Genomic DNA, 3,754 nt, shown 5'->3' on the forward strand with positions numbered 1-3,754 from the left:
GAAAGAAAAAGGTGTGTATAAAGGACGCCCTTTACTATATTCACCTAATGCTAAAGATCCTCAAAAACGTATTATCTACCATCGTGTTGTTGAAATGTTAGAAGAAGGCAAAGCAATTAGTAAGATTGCGAAAGAGGTTAATATCACAAGACAGACAGTTTATAGAATTAAAAATGGTAAGGGATTATCTTGATAAATGGATTGTTAATGCAAATGAGATCTTCTCACAGCGTCCTAAATTATATGTTATTCATCTATTATGAGATTCTAATAATAAGACAAGAAAAGAGAGTGCGAATTCGCACTCTCCTTTTGTGTAGTACTATTGAAATTTTGTCTTAAAAACGAACGTAATTTAGAAATAATATTTATTGGTATTTCAAGAATATATATATAATTATTTACTAAGTCCATTTAAAAAAATTTGAGAGAACTTGTTCATAAGTTTAATTCTTTCATTAATATTTTGTTCATGTGTAAAGGTAACAATTCCATTAACAGCGTTTGCTGCTATTTTACTAACAGCATTAACATCATTAATACACCATTCGCCATTTAAATTACCCTCCTTAAAAATTACATGATAAGCATCTATATATTTGTTTTCTAATTTATTCATTTTTTCATTAATGCTATTAGTTTTATAATATTCAGTGCAAAATTCAATTATTGCGTTTTGAAGTGGATAATAGTATTCGGTTGTTAAAGATAGTTCATTATATAAATAAAATTTTTCTCTATTAGTTTTACATTTGATTTGTTCCTTTTTCCACTGTTCTTGCCATTTAGATTCTTCTATATTTAAAATTTCTAAAAATAGATTTTCTTTTGTTTTAAAGTGATAATAAAGATTCCCTTTACTACTTTCTGATAATTTAACAATTTCTCCAGTAGTAGTGGCATTATATCCATTTTTTATAAATAATTCCTTTGCGACACCTAGTATTTTATCTTTCAAGTTCATCACGCCTTTAATGAGTATTAAGTACTATCAATGATAGCACAAAAAATTCAAAGAATAATTGTATAACACAATACAGCCATTTAAATTTCGCAAGATTTTTTGTTGTAATATGTAAAAAAATAGATTACAATCCTTATAGACCGATCGCACGGTCTATAAGGATTGGAGGGAACTTAAATGATTTCATTTTTTACAAAAACTACTGATATGATGACATCAAAAAAAAGATGGACTGCACTAGTAGTATTAGCTGTTAGTTTGTTTGTTGTTACAATGGATATGACAATATTAATTATGGCTTTACCGGAATTAGTAAGAGAGTTAGAGCCTTCTGGTACCCAACAGTTATGGATAGTTGATATATACTCTCTTGTTTTAGCTGGCTTTATAATTCCATTGAGTGCCTTTGCTGATAAATGGGGAAGAAAAAAAGCATTATTAACTGGATTTGCTTTATTTGGCCTCGTTTCATTAGCTATATTTTTCGCAGAAAGTGCAGAGTTCGTAATAGCTATTCGATTTTTACTTGGTATTGCAGGTGCTTTAATAATGCCAACTACTCTTTCAATGATAAGAGTAATTTTTGAAAACCCTAAAGAAAGGGCCACTGCATTAGCTGTATGGTCAATCGCTTCATCGATAGGTGCTGTTTTTGGACCAATTATCGGAGGAGCTTTACTTGAGCAATTTTCATGGCACTCGGCATTTTTAATTAATGTACCGTTTGCGATAATAGCAGTTGTAGCAGGTTTATTTTTATTACCAGAGTCTAAGTTATCAAAAGAAAAGTCTCACTCGTGGGATATTCCTTCTACAATTTTATCAATTGCAGGCATGATTGGACTGGTATGGAGTATCAAAGAATTTTCAAAAGAAGGACTAGCAGATATTATTCCATGGGTTGTAATAGTATTAGCAATTACCATGATAGTGATATTTGTTAAACGTAATTTATCAAGTTCTGATCCAATGTTAGACGTAAGACTTTTTAAAAAGAGATCATTTTCAGCTGGTACAATTGCTGCATTTATGACAATGTTTGCAATGGCATCTGTTTTGTTATTAGCTTCACAATGGTTACAGGTTGTGGAAGAACTTTCTCCTTTTAAAGCTGGCTTATACCTATTACCTATGGCAATAGGAGATATGGTGTTTGCACCAATTGCACCCGGATTAGCGGCGCGATTTGGACCGAAAATAGTGTTACCTTCCGGAATTGGAATTGCAGCCATTGGCATGTTTATTATGTATTTCTTTGGTCATCCATTATCATATTCTACAATGGCTTTAGCATTAATTTTAGTTGGAGCTGGTATGGCTTCACTAGCAGTTGCATCTGCTCTAATAATGTTAGAAACACCTACATCAAAAGCAGGTAATGCAGCTGCTGTTGAAGAGTCTATGTATGACCTTGGAAATGTTTTTGGTGTAGCAGTACTTGGTAGCCTATCTTCTATGCTTTATCGTGTATTTTTAGATATTTCATCTTTTTCATCAAAAGGTATAGTTGGAGATTTAGCTCATGTAGCTGAAGAATCTGTAGTGGGCGCTGTCGAAGTAGCTAAAGCTACGGGGATAAAACAGCTTGCAAACGAGGCTGTAACATCATTTAATGATGCTTTTGTAGCAACTGCTTTAGTAGGTGGGATTATCATGATTATCATTTCAATAGTTGTCTATTTGTTAATTCCCAAATCACTTGATATAACTAAACAAAAATAGTACTAAACATATATTTTTAGATATTGTAGATTAGTTTATTTTTAAAATTAGTAATAGTTAAAAAGTAGAACCATTAATTTTAAATGGTTCTACTTTTTTATTATTAAGTAAAATTATAAAAGACAATTTCTTAAATTAATAATATGATATACCTATATCTAATAATTTATTAGTATTAATAAACCTTGAAAGGATGATTAACTGATGAATAGAGCAGATATTTTTAAAATATTTGATGTAGAACTTAATATAACTATATTTTTAGGAGCACTAGTAGCAACTTTCATCTATTTTATAAGTTACATGAACAATGTAAATGAATTAATTACATTATGCTTAACATTAGCTTTTCCTGCATATTTATTAAAAATTAGCAGATCGTTCGAGGTTATTTTATTAGAGGAAAAAATAAAAAATAGTAAAATCAAAATCTGTGACAAAGATAGAATTGAACGAGAGATACTGGTGAAAAAGAACCTAATAGATGAACTATTGTTTCCTAATAGAGTTATTAAAAAATATACACTGACAATTTTAATTTACAGTATAGGTATTATTATTCTTTTACTACTTTGTAATATGTTAAGTTATGGAATTGGTGAAAATGTCAATTTTATCTGGAGATTACTAGCTTGTTATGTAACGAGTGTCACAGTGATTATAGTTGCCTTGATTATAATGATAATGATATTTGATCTTATAATTGGATTACTATTAAATTTTCAAATATTTTTAAAAAATAAAAAGTATGATGACTTTTTATAATTATTCGATTTATATAATGAAAAATTAAATGATTAAACATAGAAACCTCAAAACAAACCATATTTAATAGAGTTTATGGCGCCTTATACAAATAAAGGCTATGCTGTTAAAGAATTATGTAGCTATCTTCAGATTAATATGGATGATGTTTATACTATTGGCGATAGAAAATTGATTTACCTATGTTTAATACCCTAGATAATTCTTCTGATAATTTAGTTTTTGTTAGAGTTTAACATAACTGATGATTATCAGAAGTTCCAGCACTATAAAAGGTGTATCAAGGGTTTATAAACCCTTGAT

4 protein-coding genes and 1 pseudogene are annotated in these 3,754 nt (G+C 29.4%); 4 read left to right on the forward strand and 1 reads right to left on the reverse strand.

Annotated features, from left to right (window positions below; all coding sequences use genetic code 11):
- On the forward strand, nucleotides 1-193 hold a 193-nt coding region (locus HMPREF3265_RS01975), incomplete at its 5' end, for a helix-turn-helix domain-containing protein (protein ID WP_141764259.1).
- A gap of 204 nt (nucleotides 194-397) precedes the next feature.
- Here the strand turns inward: HMPREF3265_RS01975 and qacR are convergent.
- Complete coding sequence (qacR, locus tag HMPREF3265_RS01980; RefSeq protein ID WP_001832666.1) at nucleotides 398-964, reverse strand: multidrug-binding transcriptional regulator QacR; 567 nt, start codon at nucleotides 962-964, stop codon at nucleotides 398-400.
- Between the two features lie 177 nt (nucleotides 965-1,141).
- Here qacR and HMPREF3265_RS01985 point away from each other — a divergent pair, with 177 nt between their 5' ends.
- From HMPREF3265_RS01985 to HMPREF3265_RS13070, 3 genes and pseudogenes are all read left to right on the forward strand, one after another.
- Nucleotides 1,142-2,686, forward strand: coding sequence for a quaternary ammonium compound efflux MFS transporter QacA (locus tag HMPREF3265_RS01985; protein WP_000622776.1), 1,545 nt, complete (start codon nucleotides 1,142-1,144; stop codon nucleotides 2,684-2,686).
- A 204-nt stretch (nucleotides 2,687-2,890) separates the two neighbouring features.
- A complete protein-coding gene (locus HMPREF3265_RS01990; protein WP_001077893.1) occupies nucleotides 2,891-3,451 on the forward strand; it encodes a hypothetical protein in 561 nt (186 codons plus the stop codon).
- 63 nt (nucleotides 3,452-3,514) lie between these two features.
- Nucleotides 3,515-3,649: pseudogene (locus HMPREF3265_RS13070) on the forward strand (HAD hydrolase family protein); the annotation flags it as partial.
- Between the last annotated feature and the right edge of the window lie 105 nt (nucleotides 3,650-3,754).

The sequence above is a fragment of the Staphylococcus sp. HMSC62B09 genome, from assembly GCF_001839115.1.
GTDB classification, from domain to species: Bacteria; Bacillota; Bacilli; order Staphylococcales; family Staphylococcaceae; genus Staphylococcus; species Staphylococcus haemolyticus.

Coding starts and splice junctions, on each gene's coding strand:
- qacR (WP_001832666.1), bottom strand. CDS start 964: ATGAACTTGAAAGATAAAATACTAGGTGTCGCAAAGGAATTATTTATA.
- HMPREF3265_RS01985 (WP_000622776.1), top strand. CDS start 1,142: ATGATTTCATTTTTTACAAAAACTACTGATATGATGACATCAAAAAAA.
- HMPREF3265_RS01990 (WP_001077893.1), top strand. CDS start 2,891: ATGAATAGAGCAGATATTTTTAAAATATTTGATGTAGAACTTAATATA.